This window comes from Phytohabitans rumicis, assembly GCF_011764445.1.
Classification (GTDB): Bacteria; Actinomycetota; Actinomycetes; order Mycobacteriales; family Micromonosporaceae; genus Phytohabitans; species Phytohabitans rumicis.
In genome coordinates this window covers 3,615,493-3,635,324 of the sequence record NZ_BLPG01000001.1, presented here as the reverse complement: position 1 = coordinate 3,635,324, position 19,832 = coordinate 3,615,493, and the positions used below count along the sequence as shown (strand labels likewise).

The following is a 19,832-nucleotide window of genomic DNA, read 5'->3' as shown; positions in this document are numbered from 1 at the left end:
CCGGAAAGCGTGCCGAGATGCGGTTTCGCAACCGGGTCCCGATTGTTTCGAGCCTGCTAAGACCCGTTCACTCCCCCGACGAGAAGAGGGACAGGTCGCGCTACAGGCGGGACTGCGCCTGGACGTGCACGTCCAGCATGCCGATCAGCCGTTCGGTCACCAGCCGCGCCTCCAGGTGGAGGCGGGCGATGTTGAGCCCCTCGCCGCCCAGCACGGCGAGCAGCGCGGCGTCGCCGACGGCGTACACCGAGAAATAGCCCTTGTGGCTGCGGATGGTCGACTCCCGGAACGCGCCCTGGCGCAGCGCCAGGCCGGTCTGCCGGCCCAGCCCGAACGTCGTCGCGGCGAGCGCCGCGATGTCGTGTGGCTCCGGCCCGCCGGTCAGGTCGTGGAGGAGCAGCAGCCCGTCCACGCCGGCGATGACCGAGCCGACCACGCCACTGACCGACCGCTTCAGCGCGTCCATCTCGACGTACGCCGCCTGGTACGCCTCCCTGTCCTGCATGCCCTCACCCTCCGTCAAGCTGTCGCAGCCCGTCCCGGACCCGGCGTAGCGTCCGGGCGTCTGTCCTGTACGGCTCCCCGGCCACCGTGGCGAACCAGTTCGACGGTTCGACCGGCCCCGACGCCGGCCGTGGCAGGTTGGCGGCGGGGGTACGCCGTGGCAGGGCCGGGCTCCGGGACCGCTCCTGCACCGTCGCGCTGTTCACCAACGCCCGGAACTCCCGCCGCGCCAGCGCCAGGTTGGCCACCCGGCGGTCCAGCATCAGGTGTGCCACCCAGCCGCCGTCGACCACCCGTAGCAGGTGGAACCAGGCCGGGCCGGTCACCAGCAGGTCGTCCATGCCCGCGCCGTCGGTCAGCCGGACCAACTCGGCCGCCGTCTCGGCCAGCGCCGCCGCGACCTCCGCCACGTTCTCGCCGTCGGGCAGCGGGTCCACGGCGTGCGAGCGGAGCGGCTTGCGGGAGTCGAGGGCGATCAGGGTCACCGCCCGCGCGCCCACGATGTCCAGCGCGTCCCCCCACGCGACGTTCTCGATCGACATGACCTACGGCGCCCGCCGGAGGGCGTCAGACACCGATGCCGGCGTCCATGCGTCGCATCACCATCCGAGCCTGGGCGAAGAGCATGCCGATGTTGACCGTCCGCCGGCAGACGACCACGGACACCATGTCTTCGGTCACCGAGCTGCGGATGAACAGGTGCACCAGGTTCTCGCTGTTGACCAGGATCTCCCGGAAGTAGTGCCCGGCCTTGTCGACGCCGCGCCGCTGCTTGAACATCTCCTCGATCATGACCACGTTGCGCCCCTGGAACAGGTCGAACGTCGCGGCGGCCGCCAGGTCGAGCACCTCGGTGGGGTGCGTGTCGACGGTCTCGACGGCGAGGAGCATGCCGGTCGACATGTCGACGATGCCGGCGGCGACGCACTCGGGGACGCTCTGCCGAAAGTCCTTGACCGCGTTGGTGACGATCTGGCTGATGCTGAAGTCCGACATGTCGGTCAGAGTTCGATCTGGCTCTCGATTTGGCGGAGCTGATGGCGGGCGAGGCCGAGGTTGGCCCGGGAGCGGCTCAGCGACAGGTAGAGGAACAGGCCCTTGCCGGACCGCGAGTTGAGCGGGCGGATCAGGTGGTACTGGGTGTCCAGCGTGATCAGGATGTCCTCGATGCCGTCCGGGATCTTCAGCATCTCCAGGGTGCGCATCTTGGCCCGGACGACGTCGGTGTTGCCCGCCGCGGCGACGCCCAGGTCGAGCTCCGGCGACCCGCCGGCGATGCCGAGGGTCATCCCGCTCGAGTAGTCGACGAGCGCCACACCGAGCGCGCCCTCGATGCTCATCGCGTCCTTCAATGCCGTGTCTAGCGCAGCCATGTTCATCCCTCCCCAGATGTCTGACGTATATCCCTGGGGGAGAGTGTCACGAAGATCGGCTTCTCGCATCGGACATAGTGATCGCGAATTTTGCCCGACTCGCCCGATGCGGATTTGATCAAAATAAGGTATATGAGGCGTTTGTGCTAGCAGCACATACATAGTCCGATTACTCGCGAGCGTACCACTCGGTCGCGCGGTTGGTCATACCGTGGGTATGCTCGTCGGCATGACCAAAAAGGTGACCCTGTCGTTCCCGGACGACACCATCGAGGAGGCGCGCCGGTTCGCCGAGCGCGACGGCATGTCGCTGTCCGCCTGGATGGACCAGGCCGCCCGGGAAAAGGCGCTGCGTGAGGTCTTCTCCGCGCACGCCGCGGCGCTCAGCCGCGCCGGGTTCGACCTGGAGGCCGACGCGCTGGCCGACGAGCGCGAGGCGGCGATGGTGGACGCAGCGATCTTCCGTGCTGCGTAGGGGCGAGATCTGGCGCGTCGAGGGTGCTCGTGAGCGGCTCGGCCTGGTGGTCAGCTCCGACGTCTACAACAGCACCGACGTGCCGATCGTCGTCGTGGCGGAGGTCGTCGAGGAGGAGATGCTGCGCGACTCCCCGCTCGCCGTGACCATGGGCCAGTACGTGGTGATGCCCGACCGGCTCTCGTCGCCGATGAAGAAGTGGTTCACGGAGTGCGTCGACGTGGCCGACACCGACACCATGTACAAGGTCTCGCGCGCGCTCCGCATCATCCAAGACGTGTGATCAGGGCGTCCTTCAAGTCGTTCCAACGACTTGAAGGACGCCCTGATCACGGGGGTGGGACGGGTTAGACCGTGGCGTGGGCCAGGCTGGGGACCTGCTCGACCAGCACCCGCTTGCGCAGGTAGCACCACCAGGTGACGGTGAGGCAGGCGGCGTACATCACGAAGAACCAGGTGAACGCGGTCGTGATCCCGCCCGTCGCCGTGTACGAGTCGCTGATCGCCCGGGGCAGGTAGAAGCCGCCCGCCGCGCCGACGGCACCGGCGATACCGAGCGTCGCGGCCGACTCCCGCTTGGCCGTGGCCAGGTCCGGTGCCTTGGCCGCGAAGATCGCCGGGATCATCCGGTACGTGGAGCCGTTTCCGGCCCCGGCGAAGGCGAACAGCAGCGCGAACGAGGCGAGGAACAGCCCCAGGCTGTGCGCGTTGGTGGCGACGATGACCCCGTACGAGCCGAGCCCCATGAGCACGTAGCAGCCGGCGGTGACGCGGGCCCCGCCCACCTTGTCGGACAGCCACCCGCCGACGGGGCGGGTCAGCGAGCCGATCAGCGGTCCGGTGAACGCGAGCGTGATGGTGGCCGCGCCGACGTGCCCCACCGGTGCCTCGGGGAACTCCAGCTTCAGCACCAGCGGGAACGCGGCCGAGTAGCCGAGGAACGAGCCGAACGTCCCGATGTAGAGGAACGACATGACCCAGGTGTGCAGCCGCTTCACGGTGGCGAACTGCGCGCGGAACGGCGTCTTCGCCACCGCCAGGTTGTTCATGAAGAGGTAGGCGCAGACCGCGGCCGCCAGCACCAGCGGCACCCACATGAGCCCGCCGTACACCAGCCCGGCTGCCAGGACCATGGGGACGAACAGTTGCATCGTGCTGATGCCGATGTTGCCGCCCGCGGCGTTGAAGCCCAGCGCGGTGCCCTTCTTCTTCTCCGGGAAGAAGAACGAGATGTTCGTCATGGAGGAGGCGAAGTTGCCGCCGCCGAAGCCCGCCGTCGCCGCGAGGGCCAGCACCACCGCGTACGGCGGCTTGGCGGTCACCGCGTACATCAGGCCGGCCAGCGGGAGCAGTAGGAGCAGCGCGCTGACGACGGTCCACGTACGGCCGCCGAAGCGGGTCACCGCGAAGGTGTACGGGATCCGCATGAGCGCGCCGATGAGGTTGGGCAGGGCGACCAGCCAGAAGCGCTGGTCGACGGAGTACGGGAAGGCGGACGCCGGCAGCGCGACGACGACCACGCTCCAGATCGTCCAGACCGAGAAGCCCAGGTGCTCGGCGAAGATCGAGAAGATGAGGTTGCGCCGGGCGACCCGGCGGCCAGTCGTACCCCAGAACTCTTCGTTCTCGGGGTCCCAGTGTGTAAGCCACCGGCCCTTGGCGGCCGGGGCAGCCGCGGCGCCAGCCACGGAGGGGGTCAGTGTCGTACTCATGGCAGGCAAGTTACGGAGGAGACTTTGCCGCCAGATTCCCTTCGACGTACCCGGCCGGTAAACCGTGCCGCACCGTGACCTCGCCCGAGCTTGTGAGGGGTGGCCCGTTTTTGCCCTGCCGGTGCGGACCAGGTATTGTTGCCTGCTGTTGTGCTAGTGCCGAGCGCGCCGCGGATAAGCGGCGCAGCGGTGTGCGCCCCCAGACCGACGACGAGACAAGGTAAACCTGTGCGTACGTACAGCCCGAAGCCGGGTGAGATCGAGCGGCAGTGGCACGTCATCGACGCCTCTGACGTCGTGCTGGGTCGTCTGGCGACCCACGCCGCCACGCTCCTGCGCGGCAAGCACAAGCCCACCTTCGCGCCGCACGTCGACACCGGTGACTTCGTGGTGATCGTCAACGCGGGCAAGGTGGCCCTGACCGGCAACAAGCGTCAGACCAAGGTCGCCTACCGGCACTCCGGCTACCCGGGCGGCCTGAAGCAGATCGGCTACGACGAGCTGCTGACCAAGCGTCCCGAGCGGGCCATCGAGTTGGCCGTCCGGGGCATGCTGCCGCACAACCGGCTCGGCCGGAAGCTGATCAAGAAGCTCAAGGTCTACGCCGGCACGGACCACCCGCACGCCGCGCAGCAGCCGGTGCCGTTCGAGATCAAGCAGATCGCGCAGTGAGCGCGGGCGAAGGAACAAGCATGACCGACACCATCGTCCCGACCCCGGCCCCGCCGGCCGTCGAGACCGCTCCGGTGCCCGCCGCCCGCGTGCCCCGTGGTGACCGTCCCATCCAAACTGTGGGCCGCCGCAAGGAGGCCATCGTCCGGGTCCGCATCGTGCCCGGCACCGGCAAGATCACCTGCAACGGCCGGGAGCTCGAGGAGTACTTCCCGAGCAAGGTGCACCAGCAGCTGATCAAAGAGCCGCTGGTGACCGCGGAGAAGCCCGAGGTCTTCGACGTGATTGCCAACCTGCGTGGTGGCGGCATCACCGGTCAGGCCGGCGCACTCCGCCTGGGCATCGCCCGCGCGCTCTGCGTCAACGACCTCGACGACCGTCCAGCCCTGAAGAAGGCCGGCTTCCTCACCCGTGACGCCCGCGTCAAGGAGAGCAAGAAGTACGGTCTCAAGAAGGCCCGCAAGGCTCCTCAGTACTCCAAGCGCTGACGCGTTTTGCACTGCTGAAAAGACGGCCGGGTCGCCCTGTGACAACAGTGGCGGCACCGGCCGTTCTGCCGCTTGCGAGAAAGTAGGGCTCATGGCGCGTCTGTTCGGCACCGACGGGGTACGGGGCAAGGCGAACGCCGACCTCACTCCCGAGCTCGCGATGGCGGTCGCGGTGGCCGCCGCCCACACCCTCGCCGAGTCGGACCGCAGCCACCCGCCGCTCGCCGTCGTGGGCCGCGACCCGCGGGCCAGCGGCGAGATGCTGGAAGCGGCAGTGGTCGCCGGACTGGCCAGCGCGGGCGCCAACGTGGTCCGGGTCGGGGTGCTGCCGACGCCCGGCGTGGCGTACCTGGTCGGCGAGGCCAAGGCCGACCTCGGCGTGATGCTCTCCGCCTCGCACAACCCGATGCCCGACAACGGGATCAAGCTCTTCGCCGCCGGCGGGCACAAGCTCCCCGACGAGGTCGAGCACGTGATCGAGGCGGCGGTCGCCGATGGTACGGCGTGGAAGCGGCCCACCGGTGCCGGCGTCGGGCGGGTGCACGACCTGCTCGACGGCGCGGAGCACTACATCCAGCACCTCGTGAGCACCGTGCCGCACCGGCTCGACGGGCTGCGCGTCGTGGTCGACTGTGCGAACGGGGCCGCCTCCGACGTCGCCCCGACCGCGTACCGGGAGGCCGGCGCGGAGGTTATCGCCATCCACGCCGAGCCGGACGGGCTCAACATCAACGACGGCTGCGGCTCGACCCACCTGGAGCCGCTCAAGGCCGCGGTACGCGAGCACCAGGCCCACCTCGGCATCGCGCACGACGGCGACGCCGACCGCTGCCTGGCCGTCACCGCCGAGGGCGACGAGGTCGACGGCGACCAGATCATGGCGATCCTCGCGCTGGCCATGCGGGACGGCGGCGGGCTGACCGCCGACACGCTCGTCGCGACCGTGATGAGCAACCTCGGCCTGCGCCTCGCGATGTCGAAGGCGGGCATCCGGCTGATCGAGACCAAGGTCGGCGACCGGTACGTCCTGGAGGAGCTGCGCGCCTCCGCCCTCGCCCTGGGCGGCGAGCAGAGCGGGCACATCGTGATGCCGGCGTACGCGACGACCGGCGACGGCGTACTCACCGGGCTGCACCTGATGTCCCGGCTGGCCGCCACCGGCCGCTCGCTGGGTGAGCTGGCCGCGGTGGTGACCAAGCTCCCGCAGGTGCTGATCAACGTCCCGGTCACCGACCGCACTGCGGGCGCGACCGCCCCCGCCGTGGTGGCCGCCGCCGCGGAGGCCGAGGCCGAGCTGGGCGAAACGGGACGAATCCTCCTCCGTCCGTCGGGCACCGAACCCCTGGTCCGCGTAATGGTCGAGGCGGAAACCCTGGAGCGGGCGCAGCTTGTAGCGGAACGCGTAGCCGCGGTGGTCCGCACCATCTAGCAGTCGATCTTGGAGTTGTCAGGTCCAGTTGCCCGATATGGCACCTGACAACTTCAAGATCGACGGTGAGGCTACGGTGGGACCGTGACGACGACGGGTTCTGACCCCGGGGTTAGCCGCATGCGGGCCTTCGGGACGACGATCTTCGCGGAGATGTCGGCGCTCGCCGTACGCACCGGCGCGGTCAACCTGGGCCAGGGCTTCCCCGACACCGACGGGCCGCCCGAGATGCTCGAAGCGGCCGCCGAGGCGCTGCGCACCGGCCACAACCAGTACCCGCCCGGCCCTGGCATCCCGGCGTTGCGCGCGGCGATCGCCGCCCACCAGCAGCGGTTCTGGGACCTGGCGTACGACCCGGACGGCGAGGTGATCGTCACCGCCGGCGCCACCGAGGCGGTCGCCGCGGCGATCCTCGGGCTGTGCGAGCCGGGCGACGAGGTGGTGTGCTTCGAGCCGTACTACGACTCGTACGCGGCGTCGATCGCGCTCGCCGGTGCGGTGCGCCGCCCGGTGACCCTGCGTCCCTCCGCCGGGGGCAGCTACGCCTTCGACCCGGACGCGCTGCGGGCGGCGTTCGGCCCGCGTACCCGGCTGGTGCTGCTCAACTCGCCGCACAACCCGACGGGCAAGGTCTTCACCCGGGACGAGCTGACCCTGATCGCCGAGCTGTGCCAGGAGCACGGCGTGTACGCGGTGACCGACGAGGTGTACGAGCACCTGGCCTTCACCGACGCCGCGGCACCACACATCCCACTGGCCACCCTGCCCGGCATGCGTGCGCGCACCCTGCGCATCTCGTCGGCGGGCAAGACGTTCTCCTGCACCGGCTGGAAGATCGGCTGGGCGAGCGGCCCGGCCGACCTGGTCGCCGCGACGCTGCGGGTCAAGCAGTTCCTCACGTTCGTCAACGGGGCGCCGCTACAGCCGGCCGTCGCGGTGGCCCTCGGCCTGCCGGACAGCTACTACGAGGGCTTCCGGGCGAGCCTCCAGGAGCGCCGCGACCAACTCGTCGCCGGGCTCACCGACGCGGGGTTCGGGGTCCTGCCGTCCGAGGGCACGTACTTCGTGACCACCGACATCACGCCGCTGGGCGGGACGGACGGCATGGAGTTCTGCCGGACGTTGCCCGAACGCTGTGGCGTGGTCGCCGTGCCGACCCAGGTCTTCTACGACGACGCTGACGCGGGTCGCACGTTGGTGCGATTCGCCTTCTGCAAGCGCGAAGAGGTCATCGCCGACGCCGTGGACCGCCTCCGTCAAAGCTAGAGGAGGAGTTTGTTGCAGCTCGCCGTGGCGAAGGTGCCTTTGGCGGTGCGTTTGGCTACCTCCTTGCCGTCTACCGTGATGCGGCAGGTGACCTCGCCGTCGCCGCCGGCTCGGCGGATCGCGGTCACCGTCACGGCGACGGCGTCCTTTTCCAGGGTCAGTTCCAGGCGCCACGGCAGGTCGGTGTCCTTGGCCGGGGCCAGGCTCCGGCCGTCCTCCTTGAGGTAGACGATGCTCACCGGGCCGTCGCCGCTCACCTCGTACACGACGACCTTGCCCTCGCCTTCGCCGTCGTCGCGGGACGTTTCGGACCTGGTGGTGACCGGGGTGTCCGCGCTCGGGGTGACGCCGCTGCCCTGGTTGCCGCCATCGCCGTTGCGCAGCAGCAGGACGCCGGTCACGCCCGCGCCGCCGACGAGGAGCACCGCGAGGGCGATCACGATCGCGAGGAGCGGGCCGTTGGACCGGTTCGGTGGGGTCGCGGCGGGCTGCTCGTACGAGTACGTCGGCGGGTACGTCATGGAGGTGAGCCTCTCGAAGGGGTCAGTGCCAACGGTGGTACACGATGGGGTGCCAGTGCAAACGCTCATGTCGGATGAGTGATACCAGGGTTTTCGAGCAAGCGCATTGAGCGAAAGTTCGCTACGCTGCGGGCCATGTGTGGAATCGTGGGCTACGTCGGCACCCGGCCGGCGCTGGGGATCGTGCTGGACGGGCTGCGGCGGCTGGAGTACCGCGGGTATGACTCCGCCGGCGTCGCCGTGGTCAATGGCGACCAACTGCTGACCGACAAGCGGGCCGGCAAGCTGGCCAACCTCGAAAAGAGCCTGGCGGAGACCCCGACGGACGGCATCGGCGAGGGCACCACCGGCATCGGGCACACCCGTTGGGCCACCCACGGTGGTCCCACCGACCGTAACGCCCACCCGCACGTGTCCCGCGACGGCCGGGTCGCCGTCATCCACAACGGGATCATCGAAAACTTCGCCAAGCTGCGTGCCGACCTGGAGGCCGGCGGCGTCGAGTTCAGCAGCGACACCGACACCGAGTGCGTCGCGCACCTGCTGGCCGCCGAGCTGGCCGACCTTCCCGGGCTGGGCCCGCAGGCGCTGGCGGCCGCCATGCGCCGGGTCTGCCAGCGGCTGGAGGGTGCGTTCACGCTGCTCGCCGTGGACACCCAGGCGCCCGAGGCGGTGGTCGGTGCGCGGCGCAACTCGCCGCTGGTGGTGGGCCGCGGAAAGGGCGAGAATTACCTGGCCAGCGACGTGTCCGCGTTCATCGAGCACACCCGGGAAGCGGTGGAGCTGGGCCAGGACCAGGTCGTGCTCATCACTCCCGAGGGCATCGAGATCACCGACTTCGACGGCCAGCCTGCCGACGGCAAGGACTTCCACATCGACTGGGACGCGTCCGCCGCCGAAAAGGGTGGCTACGACTACTTCATGCTCAAGGAGATCGCCGAGCAGCCGAGCGCGGTCGCCGACACGCTGCTGGGCCGGCTCAAGGAGACCGGCGAGATCATCCTGGACGAGGTCCGCCTCACCGACCAGGACCTGCGCGACGTCGACAAGGTCTTCATCGTGGCGTGCGGCACGGCGTACCACGCCGGGCTCGTCGCGAAGTACGCCATCGAGCACTGGACCAGGATCCCGTGCGAGGTGGAGCTGGCCAGCGAGTTCCGCTACCGCGACCCGGTGCTCGACCGGTCCACGCTGGTCGTGGCGATCAGCCAGTCCGGCGAGACGATGGACACGCTGATGGCGCTGCGGCACGCCAAGGAGCAGAAGGCGCGCGTCCTGGCCATCTGCAACACCAACGGTTCCACGATCCCGCGCGAGTCCGACGCCGTCCTTTACACGCACGCCGGGCCGGAGATCGCGGTGGCGTCGACCAAGGCGTTCCTGACCCAGCTCGTGGCGTGCTACCTGGTCGGGCTGCACCTGGCGCAGGTGCGCGGCATCAAGTACGCCGACGAGGTGGCCGCCGTCGTCGCCCAGCTCCAGGAGATGCCGGGCAAGGTGCAGGAGGTCCTGGCCACCATGGAGCCGGTACGGGCGCTGGCGCGGTCGCTGGCCGAGGCGAAGAGCGTGCTCTTCATCGGACGCCACGTCGGCTACCCGGTGGCCCTGGAGGGCGCCCTCAAGCTCAAGGAGCTGGCGTACATGCACGCCGAGGGGTTCGCCGCCGGCGAGCTGAAGCACGGCCCGATCGCGCTGATCGACGAGGGCTGCCCGGTGGTGTGCGTGGTGCCGTCGCCGGCCGGCCGCGGGGTGCTGCACGACAAGATCGTGTCGAACATCCAGGAGATCCGGGCCCGGGGCGCGCAGACGATCGTCATCGCCGAGGAGGGCGACGACGCGGTCGTGCCGTACGCGGACCACCTGGTCCGGGTGCCGCGCACGCCGACGCTGCTCGCCCCGCTGGTGACCACCGTGCCGCTACAGGTCCTCGCCTGCGAGATCGCCGCCACCCGGGGCCACGATGTGGACCAGCCACGCAACCTGGCCAAGTCGGTCACAGTGGAATAGCGGCCGCGCCGTTAGGGTAGGCGCGTGATCGTGTCTGTCGGCATCGACGTGGTCCTGGTCGACCGGTTCATCCGCGCGCTCGCCCGTACCCCGTTGCTGGCAGACCGGCTCTTCACCGAGGCGGAGCGGTTCACGGCGTCGGGCAACCCGCGCTCGCCCGAGTCCTTGGCCGCCCGGTTCGCGGCCAAGGAGGCGGTCGCCAAGGCGCTGGGCGCTCCGGTCGGGCTGCGCTGGCACGACTGCGAGATCGTCACCGACCCGGACGGCCGGCCGTGGCTCACCGTGTCCGGCACGGTCGCGGCGGTGGCGACCGACCGCGGGATCACTCGCTGGCACCTGTCGCTCTCCCACGACGGCGGCATCGCGTCCGCCATGGTGGTCGCGGAACGGCTCCCGGAGGACGTGAGGGCCCAGTGATCGTGGAGGCACAGTGAGGCATGCGTGGCGGGCCAACGACGTGCGGGCGGCCGAAGAGGCGCTGATGCGTACCGTGCCGGAGGGAGCGCTCATGGAGCGCGCCGCCGCCGGGCTCGCCCGCCGCTGCGCGCTCCTGCTCGCCGAGCGCGGCGGGGTGTACGGCGCCCGGGTCCTGCTCCTCATCGGTGCGGGCAACAACGGCGGGGACGCGCTTTTCGCCGGTGCCCGGCTCGCGGGCCGGGGCGCCGTCGTACGGGCGGTGCTGCTGGCGCCGGACCGGGTGCACCGGGCCGGGCTGGAGGCGTTCCAGCGGGCCGGCGGCCGGGTGGTGGACACCGTGCCACCGGACGTCGATCTCGCCGTCGACGGGATCGTCGGACTGGGCGGCTCCGGCGGGCTGCGCCCCAACGCGGAGGCGGCGGTCCAACTCCTGGCGGCCCGCCGTACGACGGTGGTCGCCGTCGACATCCCCAGCGGCGTGGACGTGGACACCGGTGGCGTCCGCGGGCCGGCGGTACGCGCGGATGTGACCGTCACGTTCGGCTGCCTCAAGCCGGCGCTGGTGGTCGGCCCGGCCGCGGCGTACGCGGGCGAGGTGGAACTCGTCGACATCGGGCTCGGTCCGTGGCTGAAGGCGGAACCGGCGCTGGCCGTACCCGAATGGTCCGACATCGTCTCGTGGTGGCCGAAGCTCGGCCCGACGTCGGAGAAGTACACGCGCGGCGTGGTCGGGATCGCGACCGGCTCCGCGACGTACCCGGGCGCCGCGGTGCTCTCGGTCGGCGGCGCCCTCGCCGGACCGGCGGGCCTGGTCCGGTACGCCGGCACCGCGGCGGGGCACGTGCTGCGCCAGCACCCGTCCGCGATCGCCACGAAGCGGGTCGCCGAGGCGGGCCGGGTACAGGCGTGGGTCTGCGGCTCCGGCCTGGGTACGGACGACGCCGCCGCGACCGAGGTGCGCTCGGTGCTCGCCACGTCGCTGCCGGTGGTGCTGGACGCCGACGCGCTGACGCTCCTGGTCAACGGCGCGATGGCCGACCAGTTGCGGGGCCGGGACGCGCCCATCGTGGTGACCCCGCACGACCGGGAGTTCGCCCGGCTGGCCGGCGGGGAGCCCGGCGACGACCGGGTCGGCGCCGCGCTCCAGCTCGCCTCCTGGATGAACGCGACCGTCCTGCTCAAGGGCGACCGCACGATCGTCGCCACGCCGGCCGGGAGCGCCTGGGCCAACCCGACCGGTACGCCGGCGCTGGCCACCGGCGGCACCGGCGACGTGCTCGCCGGGTTGCTCGGCTCGCTGCTCGCGGCCCGGCTCTCCCCGGAGCGGGCCGCGGTCGCGGCGGCGTACCTGCACGGCCTGGCCGGTCGTGAGGCGGCCCGGCGCGGTCCGGTGACCGCGCCAGACGTCGCCGCCGCGCTGAAGGACGTCGTCCCGCTGGGCGGAGCTACTTAGGTTTGGCGTATTCCGCGATCTCGCCGAAGTCGAGGGCCACGCATGCCTCGCTGCCGACCACCTCGGCGTCGTGTCCTGGTGGGATCGCGGCCACCTCGCCCGGCGTCAGCTCCTGCTCGCTGCCGTCGTTCATGTGGATCCGCATCCGCCCTTCCAGCACGTAGACGAGGTGCGAGACCTGACAGGAGTCCCCGCCCACGATCGGCTTGACGTTCTGTGACCAGCGCCAGCCCGGCTCGAACGTGCCTCGCGCTACCGTCCGGCCGCCGGCCATGACGAAGTCGGCGTATCCGTTGCCCTCGAACGGGCGCGTCTCGTCTGGCTTGTCAAAGGTCTTGACCTCGATGCCCTTCACTGCATCCACCCCCATAGATGTTTTGGAGCATGCCGGAGCCTCCCCAGCCCGGTTCCCCCTTGATGTGGTCCACGTCACATCCTGATCAGGAACGTAACCCTTGGTCATGGCGAGGTGTCAAGCCGTTGTCACTAGGCAGTTGCGGAAAGTGGCCGCACGGCCGATGACAGACTTCTCAGGTAGGGCGGCGGGCGCTCGCGGGCTGCACCGGGGACATTTCGGTCTCTTTGGCGAGGTAGTGCGGGCGCCGTTTGGTCTCGTAGTAGAGCCGGCCGATGTACTCGCCGATGATGCCGAGGATCATCATCTGGATGCCGCCCAGCCCGATCACGCTTACGATGATCGTGGTGTAACCGGGCATGTCGATGCCCCGCGCGAACGCGCTGATCACGACCCACGTCATGTACGTGACGGCCAGCAGCGTGAGCGCCAGCCCGCCGTAGATCGCCAACCGCAGCGGCCGGTTGTTGAACGACAGCAGCCCGTCCAGCGCGTAGTTGAAGAGCTTGCCGATCGTCCACTTGCTGCGGCCGCCCTGCCGGGCCTCGTTGGTGTACGCGAACACCACCGTGTTGAAGCCGATCCACGAGTACAGGCCCTTGGAGAAGCGGTTGTACTCGGGCAGCGAGAGCACCGCGTCGACGGCCCGCCGGGACAGCAGCCGGAAGTCGCCGGCCCCGTCGACCAACTGCACGTCGACCAGCTTGTTGACCATGCGGTAGAAGGTGCGCGAGGCGAGCGTGCGGAAGAACTGGTCGCCACGCCGGTCGCGGCAGGCGATGACCTGGTCGTACCCCTGCTCGAAGAGCTCCAGCATCCGGGGCAGCAGGTGCGGCGGGTGCTGCAGGTCGGCATCCATGATCACGACCGCGTCGCCGCTGGCCCGCTCCAGGCCGGCCAGCATCGCCGCCTCCTTGCCGAAGTTGCGGCTCAGCGACGTGTACCGGACCGAGCTGTCCCGAGCGGCGAGCCCGCGCAGCGCCACCAGCGTGCCGTCGTCGCTCCCGTCATCGACGAACACGATTTCGATCTCGGCCCCCAGCGAGGCGGTGGCCGCCGTCACAGCAGCGTGGAGCCGCTCAACGGAAGCCTCCTCGTTGAAGCAGGGCACGACGACCGACAGGCGCATGCCCAGATGTTACGTGTCATCGATCAGTAGTCTGAAGGGCATGTTGCAAGCCGAGGTCCGTGTCGATCTTGACGCGATCCGCCACAACGTGGCGCGGTTGCGCGCCGGCACCAGCGCCGAGCTGATGGCCGTGGTCAAGGGCGACGGGTACGGACACGGCATGTTGCCGGTGGCTCGAGCGGCTCTCGACTCGGGCGCGAGCTGGCTCGGCGTCTGCACGCTCGACGAGGCGCTGACGCTGCGGCGCGCCGGCATCACCGCACCGGTGCTCGCGTGGCTACTGGTCCCCGGCCTGCCGCTGCACGAAGGCGTCGCGGCCGGGGTCGACCTCGGCACCGGCAGCCTGCTCCAGCTGCGCGAGATGGTCGAGGCGGCGCACCTCGCGGGCCGGCCCGCCCGCGTACACCTGAAGATCGACACCGGGCTCGCGCGCGGCGGCGCGACACCGGCCGACTGGCCGGCGCTGGTCGAGGCCGCCGCGAAGGCCGAGGCCGACGGCTCGGTCGAGGTGGTCGGGGTGTTCAGCCATTTCGTGTACGCGGACGCGCCCGGCCACGAAACCATCGATCAGCAGCTGGACGTCTTCCACGAGGGTCTGGCGACCGCCGAGCGCCTCGGGGTGACCCCGCGCCTGCGACACATCGCCAACTCGGCGGCCACGCTCACCCGGCCCGACGCCCACCTCGACCTGGTCCGCCCGGGGATCGCGGTCTACGGGCTGACACCGTTGTCGCGGAGCGACACAGATCGGCTCAGCCCGGGGGAGCGCTTCGGGCTGCGGCCGGCCATGACCGCCCGCGCCCGGGTCATGCTCACCAAGCGGGTGCCGGCCGGCCAGGGCGTCTCGTACGGCCACACGTACCACACCGAGCGGGAGACGACGCTCGCCGTCGTGCCGCTCGGGTACGCCGACGGGGTCCCGCGGCACGCCTCCAGCAGCGGCCCGATCGAGCTGGGCGGCAAGGTACGCCGGATCGCCGGCCGGGTCTGCATGGACCAGGTGGTGCTGGACTGCGGCGACGACCCGGTCGCGGCCGGCGACGTGGCCACCCTCTTCGGCACCGGCGAGCACGGCGGGCCGACCGCCGACGACTGGGCCGAGGCGGTCGGCACGATCAACTACGAGATCGTCACCCGCTTCGGCAGCACCCGCGTGCCACGCGTCTACACCGGCGCCGGAGCTCCCGCATGAGCCGCCTCGGCGCGCTGGCCAGCCAGTCGATGCGCAAGCGCGCCGGCCTGCTCGGCGCGGTGGTCGGCGTCGCCGCGGTCGGGGTCGCGGCGGGCGTCGTGGCCGAGCGCGCGCTGGTCCGCCGCTCGAAGCGCGGCACCACCGACCGGTACGCGGATGAAGACTTCGGCCAGCAGGCGTACGACGAGTCGACCACGGTCACCACCGCGGACGGCACCGACCTGTACGTCGAGATCGTCGAGCCGGCCGACGGCGTCGAGTTGGACGCCCAGTTCGCGGCCAGCGTGACCGGCGCGGGTTCCTCGCTCGAACCGACCCTGGTCTTCGTGCACGGCTTCTGCCTGGACATGGGCACGTTCCACTTCCAGCGCAAGGAGCTGACCCGCCGCGGGGACTACCGGATGGTCTTCTACGACCAGCCGGGCCACGGCCGTTCCGGCAAGCTGGAGACCGGCGAGTACGAGCTGCCCGCGCTCGCCGAGGCGCTGCACGCGGTGATCGACGAGACGGTGCCGGACGGCCCGCTGATCCTGATCGGGCACTCGATGGGCGGCATGGCCGTCATGGCGTTCGCCGAGCGGTACCCGGAGCTCTTCGGCGACCGGGTGGTGGCCACGGTGCTGATGGCCACGTCGGGTGGCCGGCTGGAGGAGACCAAGTTCGGCCTGCCCGCCCTCATCGCCCGCGCCGGTACGCCGTTGCTGCCGCTGGTCAACAGCGCGACCCGGCTCAGCGGCGGGGTGATCGACCGAGCCCGCCAGGCGTCGTCCGACCTGGCCTGGCTGCTCACCCGGCGGTACGGCTTCGGCAACCCCCGGCCCAGCCCGGCATTGGTGTCCTATGTGGAGGACATGAACTCCCGCACGTCGGCCGAGACCGTCGCGCGGTACCTGCGTACGCTCTACACGCACGCGCGCTATCCGGCGCTCAAGGCGCTGCGAAACACGCCCACGCTCGTCATCGTCGGAGACAAGGACATGATCACGCCGGTGACCCACTCGGAGGAGATCGTCCGGCACCTGCCGGAGGCCGAGTTCGTCAAGGTGCCCGACAGCGGGCACGTCGTGATGCTCGAACACGCCGACGAGGTCAACGCCGCCCTCGTCGAGTTCTTGGAGAAGCTGACCGCGTGATCTCGCTACCCACCGTTGAAGACACAGAGGGCTTTGGCCGCCGGCTCGGCGGCGTGCTCCGCGCCGGAGATCTGGTCGTGCTGACCGGCCCGCTGGGCGCGGGCAAGACCGCGCTGGTGCGCGGCATCGGCGCCGGCCTGGGGGTACGCGGCGACGTCACCTCGCCCACCTTCGTCATCGCCCGGGTGCACCGACCCGACCCCGCGAAGGGTGGCCGTGTTGCGCTCGTCCACGCGGACGCCTACCGGCTAGGCTCGGCGGTCGACCCGCGTGCGGAGATCGACGACCTCGACCTGGACGCCTCGGTGGACGACTCGGTCACCGTGGTCGAGTGGGGCGAGGGCATGGTCGAGCAGCTGTCCGACGCGTACCTGGGGGTGCGCATCGACCGCCGCGACGACGATTCCCGCATGATCGAACTCGTGCCCAGCGGTGGTGACTGGGCGGCTCGCCTGGAGGGCCTGTGACGCTCGACCTGCTGGACCTGTTGCCGACCGATTGGCGTACGGCCGTCGAGCCGCACCTCGACCCGGCCCGCACGGCCGAGCTGGGCACCTTCGTCGCGGGCGAGTACGCGGCGCAGACCGTCTTCCCGCCCCAGGACGACCTGTTCTCCGCTTACCGGCTGTGCGCGCCCGAGCAGTGCCGCGTGCTGATCCTCGGCCAGGACCCGTACCACCGCGCGGGCCAGGCGCACGGACTGAGCTTCAGCGTCCGGCCCGGCGTGTCGGCGCCACCATCGCTGCGCAACGTCTTCAAGGAGCTGGCCGCCGACCTGGACGTACCGGTGCAACGCTCGGGGGACCTGTCCGGCTGGGCGGCGCAGGGCGTACTGCTGCTCAACGCCGTGCTGACCGTCCGCGAGGGCAAGCCCGGCTCGCACGCCAACCGCGGCTGGGAAGACTTCACCGACGCCACCATCCGCGCCCTCAACGCCCGCCCGGGCCGCGTGGTTTACCTGCTGTGGGGCGGGTACGCCCGCAAGAAGAGCGCCCTCATCACCAACCCCGACCACGTGGTCCTGGAAGCCGGCCACCCCAGCCCGATGAACCCGCGCGGTTTCCTCGGCAGCCGCCCCTTCAGCGCCACCAACAAGGCCCTGGCCGACGCCGGCCTCCTCACCATCGACTGGGCCGCGCTCTAGGAGTTGCAGCGGCCCCCTGCCGCCCCCGTCGCCCCTCGCCCCGCGCCCGTCGCCCTCGCCCGTCGCCCTCGCCCCGTCGATCAAGGGCAAACGGTTGTGCTTTGATCTCCAAACCACAGCCATATGCCCTTGATCGACGGGAGATCCCTTGATCGACGAGGTGAGGTGGTTTGGGCGTAGCTCGTGGGGAACGACCTTGGTATCTTGCGGCCCCCAGAGGGGCGCTGGGATACCAAGGTCCACGCAGGGCACCTGCTCGCTCGCCGATCAAGGGAATCCGCGTCGATCAAGGTCAAACGGTCGTGGATTGGAGATCAAAGCACGACCGTTTGTCCTTGATCGACGGGGCTAGGGCGACGGGCGGGGGCGAGGAGCGGGGCGTGGGAGCGGCGGCCAAGGGGCCGGATAGGGTGCATATCGTGCTCGTACTGGTGGTGGACTCGTCGACGCCCGCGGTGACGGCGGCGCTGGCGGAGGTCTCCGACGACGGCTTCGCGCTGCGCGCCCGGCGGCGAATCGTTGACGCAAAGGCGCACGGTGAGCTGCTCGCCCCGGCCGTCGATGCCGTGCTCGGTGAGGCCGGCGTGCGGTCGCGGGATCTCTCGGCGATCGTGGCGGGCGTCGGGCCGGGGCCGTTCACGGGGCTGCGGGTCGGCCTGGTCACGGCGGCCAGCATGGGTCAGGCGCTGGATGTCCCGACGTACGGCGTCTGCTCGCTCGACGCTGTCGGCCAGGTTGAGGGGCGGGTGCTGGTGGCCACCGACGCGCGGCGCCGCGAGATCTACTGGGCCGCGTACGACGGCGGCACGCCGTTGACCGAGCCGGCGGTTGACCTGCCGGCGGTGGTCGCCGAGCGGGTGGCCGCGCTGGGGGTGACCGCCGCGGTCGGCGAGGGCGCCCACCGGTACGCGGACGTCCTGGGCCTGCCCGTGCGCGACGAACCCCGGTATCCGCTGGCCGACGCGCTCGTGGCGCTGGCCGCCGAGCGTGTCCTGGCGAAGGCGCCGACCGAGCGCCTCACTCCGCTGTACCTGCGCCGGCCCGACGCGGTGGCGCAGGCCGCCCGCAAGCCTGTCCTGCGATGAAGGTAGAGCGTTTTCGCTGGTGGGACGTTGCCGAGGTGCTGGGCATCGAGGCGGACCTCTTCGGGCCCGAGCAGTGGTCGGCGGCGATGTTCTGGAACGAGCTCGCGAACAGCCACCACTACCTGGTCGTCCGCGACCAGACCGGCGGCGTGCTGGGGTACGCCGGGCTGGCGGTCCAGTCGCCGGCGGAGGCGTGGGTACAGAACATCGCGGTCCGGCGGGACGCCCAGCGGCGCGGCATCGGTCGGGCGTTGCTGGAGGCGCTGCTCGCCGAGGCGGAACAGCGCGGCGTCGGCAAGGTCCTGCTGGAGGTCGCGGTCGACAACGCGCCCGCGCAGAAGCTCTACGCGATGTACGGTTTTGAGCCGGTCGGGATCCGGCGCGGCTACTACCAACCGAGCAACACCGACGCACTCGTGATGATGAGAGATGACAGCTGAACCGCTAGTTCTGGGAATCGAGACCTCGTGTGACGAGACCGGGGTCGGGATCGTGCGCGGCCACACGCTGCTCGCGGACGCCCTGGCGTCCAGCGTCGACGAGCACGCCCGGTTCGGCGGGGTGGTGCCCGAGGTGGCCAGCCGCGCCCATCTGGAGGCCATCGTGCCGACGATGCGGCGGGCGCTGGACGAGGCCGGGGTCACGCTGGCCGACATCGACGCCATCGCGGTCACCGCCGGGCCCGGCCTTGCCGGGGCGCTGCTGGTGGGTGTCGCGGCCGCCAAGGGGTACGCGCTCGCGGCCGAGAAGCCGATCTACGGCGTGAACCACCTGGCGGCCCATGTGGCCGTCGACACGCTGGAGCACGGGCCGCTGCCCGAGCGGTCGATCGCGCTGCTCGTCTCCGGGGGCCACTCCTCGCTGCTGGAGGTGGACGACCTCGCCAACGGCGTGACCCCGCTCGGCGCGACGATCGACGACGCGGCCGGCGAGGCGTTCGACAAGGTGGCCCGGCTGCTCGGCATGCCGTTCCCGGGTGGACCGCCGATCGACCGCGCGGCGCGCGACGGCGACCGCGACGCGATCGCCTTTCCGCGCGGGCTCACCGCGCCCAAGGACCTGGAACGGCACCGGTACGACTTCTCGTTCTCCGGCCTGAAGACGGCGGTGGCCCGCTGGGTCGAGGCGCGCGAACGCGCCGGCGAGCCGGTGCCGGTCGCCGACGTCGCGGCGGCGTTCCAGGAGGCCGTGTGCGACGTGCTCACCGCCAAGGCGATCGACGCGTGCCGCGAGCGGGGGATCGAGACGCTGGTCATCGGCGGCGGGGTCGCGGCGAACTCGCGGCTGCGGGCGCTCGCCGAGGAGCGCTGCGCCAAGTACGGCATCGTGGTGCGGGCGCCGCGCCCCAAGCTCTGTACGGACAACGGCGCGATGGTGGCGGCCCTCGGTGCGCACCTCGTCGCGTCGGGCGTCGCCCCGAGCAGGCTGGACCTCCCCGCTGACTCGGCCATGCCGTTGACGATCGTGAGCGTGTAGT

Annotated in this window: 24 protein-coding genes; 16 read left to right on the top strand and 8 right to left on the bottom strand. The window is 70.8% G+C overall.

Features of this window, described 5'->3' with window-relative positions:
- Positions 1-100 precede the first annotated feature (100 nt).
- Genes Prum_RS15950 through Prum_RS15935 form a run of 4 tightly spaced genes read right to left on the bottom strand, consistent with a single transcriptional unit; the run spans position 101 to position 1,877 of the window.
- Positions 101-505 (bottom strand): roadblock/LC7 domain-containing protein, encoded by a 405-nt coding sequence (locus tag Prum_RS15950; RefSeq protein WP_173077289.1) that lies wholly within the window; start codon positions 503-505, stop codon positions 101-103.
- A gap of 4 nt (positions 506-509) precedes the next feature.
- Positions 510-1,046 carry a hypothetical protein gene (locus Prum_RS15945; RefSeq protein ID WP_173077288.1) on the bottom strand — a complete coding sequence of 179 codons (537 nt, stop codon included), beginning with the start codon at positions 1,044-1,046 and terminating at the stop codon, positions 510-512.
- Positions 1,047-1,071: 25 nt separating this feature from the next.
- Positions 1,072-1,500, bottom strand: coding sequence for a hypothetical protein (locus tag Prum_RS15940; RefSeq protein ID WP_173077287.1), 429 nt, complete (start codon positions 1,498-1,500; stop codon positions 1,072-1,074).
- A 5-nt stretch (positions 1,501-1,505) separates the two neighbouring features.
- Positions 1,506-1,877, bottom strand: a complete 372-nt coding sequence (locus Prum_RS15935) for a roadblock/LC7 domain-containing protein (protein ID WP_173077286.1) — start codon at positions 1,875-1,877, stop codon at positions 1,506-1,508.
- A gap of 229 nt (positions 1,878-2,106) precedes the next feature.
- Between Prum_RS15935 and Prum_RS15930 the strand changes: the two genes are divergently transcribed.
- Complete coding sequence (locus tag Prum_RS15930) at positions 2,107-2,352, top strand: DUF6364 family protein (protein WP_173077285.1); 246 nt, start codon at positions 2,107-2,109, stop codon at positions 2,350-2,352.
- The gene (locus Prum_RS15925; RefSeq protein ID WP_173077284.1) at positions 2,342-2,635 is read left to right on the top strand and encodes a type II toxin-antitoxin system PemK/MazF family toxin; all 294 of its coding nucleotides are present in this window, start codon (positions 2,342-2,344) and stop codon (positions 2,633-2,635) included. The genes Prum_RS15930 and Prum_RS15925 overlap by 11 nt, the downstream gene beginning before the upstream one ends.
- 64 nt (positions 2,636-2,699) lie before the next feature.
- On the opposite strand, the gene Prum_RS15920 is transcribed toward Prum_RS15925, so the two are convergent.
- On the bottom strand, positions 2,700-4,064 hold the full coding sequence (locus Prum_RS15920) for an MFS transporter (RefSeq protein WP_173077283.1): 1,365 nt from the start codon (positions 4,062-4,064) through the stop codon (positions 2,700-2,702).
- A 228-nt stretch (positions 4,065-4,292) separates the two neighbouring features.
- Here Prum_RS15920 and rplM point away from each other — a divergent pair, with 228 nt between their 5' ends.
- From rplM to Prum_RS15900, 4 genes are all read left to right on the top strand, one after another.
- Complete coding sequence (gene rplM, locus Prum_RS15915; protein WP_173077282.1) at positions 4,293-4,736, top strand: 50S ribosomal protein L13; 444 nt, start codon at positions 4,293-4,295, stop codon at positions 4,734-4,736.
- A 20-nt stretch (positions 4,737-4,756) separates the two neighbouring features.
- Positions 4,757-5,224 (top strand): 30S ribosomal protein S9, encoded by a 468-nt coding sequence (gene rpsI, locus Prum_RS15910; RefSeq protein ID WP_173077281.1) that lies wholly within the window; start codon positions 4,757-4,759, stop codon positions 5,222-5,224.
- A gap of 91 nt (positions 5,225-5,315) precedes the next feature.
- The gene (gene glmM / locus Prum_RS15905; RefSeq protein WP_173077280.1) at positions 5,316-6,653 is read left to right on the top strand and encodes a phosphoglucosamine mutase; all 1,338 of its coding nucleotides are present in this window, start codon (positions 5,316-5,318) and stop codon (positions 6,651-6,653) included.
- Between the two features lie 84 nt (positions 6,654-6,737).
- Positions 6,738-7,919, top strand: a complete 1,182-nt coding sequence (locus Prum_RS15900) for a pyridoxal phosphate-dependent aminotransferase (RefSeq protein WP_173077279.1) — start codon at positions 6,738-6,740, stop codon at positions 7,917-7,919.
- Here the strand turns inward: Prum_RS15900 and Prum_RS15895 are convergent.
- On the bottom strand, positions 7,916-8,440 hold the full coding sequence (locus Prum_RS15895) for an MmpS family transport accessory protein (RefSeq protein WP_173077278.1): 525 nt from the start codon (positions 8,438-8,440) through the stop codon (positions 7,916-7,918). The genes Prum_RS15900 and Prum_RS15895 overlap by 4 nt on opposite strands.
- A gap of 135 nt (positions 8,441-8,575) precedes the next feature.
- Here Prum_RS15895 and glmS point away from each other — a divergent pair, with 135 nt between their 5' ends.
- The 3 genes from glmS to Prum_RS15880 are packed head-to-tail and all read left to right on the top strand — an operon-like array spanning position 8,576 to position 12,317.
- On the top strand, positions 8,576-10,447 hold the full coding sequence (glmS, locus tag Prum_RS15890; protein WP_173077277.1) for a glutamine--fructose-6-phosphate transaminase (isomerizing): 1,872 nt from the start codon (positions 8,576-8,578) through the stop codon (positions 10,445-10,447).
- Between the two features lie 24 nt (positions 10,448-10,471).
- Entirely contained in the window at positions 10,472-10,864 is a 393-nt protein-coding gene (locus Prum_RS15885; protein WP_173077276.1) for a holo-ACP synthase, read from the top strand.
- Between the two features lie 13 nt (positions 10,865-10,877).
- The gene (locus Prum_RS15880; RefSeq protein WP_173077275.1) at positions 10,878-12,317 is read left to right on the top strand and encodes an NAD(P)H-hydrate dehydratase; all 1,440 of its coding nucleotides are present in this window, start codon (positions 10,878-10,880) and stop codon (positions 12,315-12,317) included.
- Here Prum_RS15880 and Prum_RS15875 read toward each other — a convergent pair.
- Together Prum_RS15875 and Prum_RS15870 are read right to left on the bottom strand one after the other, a co-directional pair.
- Entirely contained in the window at positions 12,310-12,672 is a 363-nt protein-coding gene (locus tag Prum_RS15875) for a cupin domain-containing protein (protein WP_173077274.1), read from the bottom strand. The two genes, Prum_RS15880 and Prum_RS15875, sit on opposite strands and share 8 nt — an antisense overlap.
- A gap of 175 nt (positions 12,673-12,847) precedes the next feature.
- On the bottom strand, positions 12,848-13,801 hold the full coding sequence (locus Prum_RS15870; RefSeq protein WP_173077273.1) for a glycosyltransferase family 2 protein: 954 nt from the start codon (positions 13,799-13,801) through the stop codon (positions 12,848-12,850).
- Between the two features lie 40 nt (positions 13,802-13,841).
- Between Prum_RS15870 and alr the strand changes: the two genes are divergently transcribed.
- The 7 genes from alr (at position 13,842) to tsaD (ending at position 19,831) form a co-directional block, all read left to right on the top strand.
- The gene (gene alr / locus Prum_RS15865; RefSeq protein WP_173077272.1) at positions 13,842-14,993 is read left to right on the top strand and encodes an alanine racemase; all 1,152 of its coding nucleotides are present in this window, start codon (positions 13,842-13,844) and stop codon (positions 14,991-14,993) included.
- The gene (locus Prum_RS15860; RefSeq protein ID WP_173077271.1) at positions 14,990-16,126 is read left to right on the top strand and encodes an alpha/beta fold hydrolase; all 1,137 of its coding nucleotides are present in this window, start codon (positions 14,990-14,992) and stop codon (positions 16,124-16,126) included. The genes alr and Prum_RS15860 overlap by 4 nt, the downstream gene beginning before the upstream one ends.
- Positions 16,126-16,593, top strand: a complete 468-nt coding sequence (tsaE, locus tag Prum_RS15855; protein WP_173083791.1) for a tRNA (adenosine(37)-N6)-threonylcarbamoyltransferase complex ATPase subunit type 1 TsaE — start codon at positions 16,126-16,128, stop codon at positions 16,591-16,593. The genes Prum_RS15860 and tsaE overlap by 1 nt, the downstream gene beginning before the upstream one ends.
- The gene (ung, locus tag Prum_RS15850) at positions 16,566-17,270 is read left to right on the top strand and encodes a uracil-DNA glycosylase (protein ID WP_371871371.1); all 705 of its coding nucleotides are present in this window, start codon (positions 16,566-16,568) and stop codon (positions 17,268-17,270) included. Before tsaE ends, ung begins: the two co-directional genes overlap by 28 nt.
- A gap of 419 nt (positions 17,271-17,689) precedes the next feature.
- Positions 17,690-18,355, top strand: a complete 666-nt coding sequence (gene tsaB, locus Prum_RS15845; protein WP_173077269.1) for a tRNA (adenosine(37)-N6)-threonylcarbamoyltransferase complex dimerization subunit type 1 TsaB — start codon at positions 17,690-17,692, stop codon at positions 18,353-18,355.
- A complete protein-coding gene (rimI, locus tag Prum_RS15840; protein WP_173077268.1) occupies positions 18,352-18,795 on the top strand; it encodes a ribosomal protein S18-alanine N-acetyltransferase in 444 nt (147 codons plus the stop codon). The genes tsaB and rimI overlap by 4 nt, the downstream gene beginning before the upstream one ends.
- Positions 18,785-19,831: a tRNA (adenosine(37)-N6)-threonylcarbamoyltransferase complex transferase subunit TsaD gene (gene tsaD / locus Prum_RS15835; protein ID WP_173077267.1), complete on the top strand. Its 1,047-nt coding sequence runs from the start codon at positions 18,785-18,787 to the stop codon at positions 19,829-19,831. Before rimI ends, tsaD begins: the two co-directional genes overlap by 11 nt.
- Position 19,832 lies beyond the last annotated feature (1 nt).